Source organism: Streptomyces sp. CAI-85 (assembly GCF_013363615.1).
Taxonomy (GTDB): Bacteria; Actinomycetota; Actinomycetes; order Streptomycetales; family Streptomycetaceae; genus Streptomyces; species Streptomyces antibioticus_B.
This window is the reverse complement of record NZ_JAANNX010000248.1, coordinates 1-649: the sequence shown is the minus strand read 5'-3', so window position 1 is coordinate 649 and position 649 is coordinate 1. Positions and strand designations below refer to the sequence as shown.

Annotated in this window: 2 protein-coding genes; both read right to left on the bottom strand. The window is 68.6% G+C overall.

Annotation, left to right across the window (positions count from 1 at the left end):
- The coding region (gene nuoK / locus G6W55_RS38090; RefSeq protein WP_175525113.1) for an NADH-quinone oxidoreductase subunit NuoK at positions 1–245 on the bottom strand (245 nt) is incomplete at its 3' end.
- Positions 245–649 (bottom strand): NADH-quinone oxidoreductase subunit J (locus tag G6W55_RS38085; RefSeq protein ID WP_175525112.1); only part of this gene is annotated, 405 nt, incomplete at its 5' end. The genes nuoK and G6W55_RS38085, both read right to left, overlap by 1 nt.

Genomic DNA, 649 nt, shown 5'->3' with positions numbered 1-649 from the left:
AGGCCGATGCCGATCTCGGCGGCGGCGATGGCGATGGTGAAGAGGGTGAGGGCCTGGCCGGAGTGCAGGGTCTCCTCGGCGGCCCGGCTGAGCCACACGTCGAAGGCGACGAGGTTGAGGTTGACGGCGTTGAGCATCAGCTCGACCGACATCAGGACCAGGATCGCGTTGCGGCGGGCGAGGACGCCGTACACGCCGACGCAGAAGAGAAGGACGGCCAGGACGGCGGGGTAGGCGAGGTGCATCAGCGGGTGCCCTCCTCGTCACGCGAATTCTTTGAACTTTCCGTGACCGATCGGGAACTCTCCGTGACGTCTCGTGAGTTCACAGGGGGAGAGTTCCACTCCGCCTTCGCCTTGCGGGACAGGACGATGGCCCCGACCAGTGCGGCGAGGAGAAGGACGGAGAGGGCCTCGAAGGGGAGGACCCAGTTCTGGAACAGGCTCGCGCCGGTGACCTCGGTGGAGCCGGCGGCCGGCCCGTCCAGGTCGATCCAGGTGGTGCGGAAGGCGTCGACGACCACCCAGACCAGGGCGGCTGCCGAGGCGACGGCAACTGTGAGGGCGGCCCAGCGGTTCCCGGAGTCCGCGTCCGGGGAGCGGCCGATGGGGGCCCGGGTGAGCATCAGACCGAAGAGAAGGAGGACGAC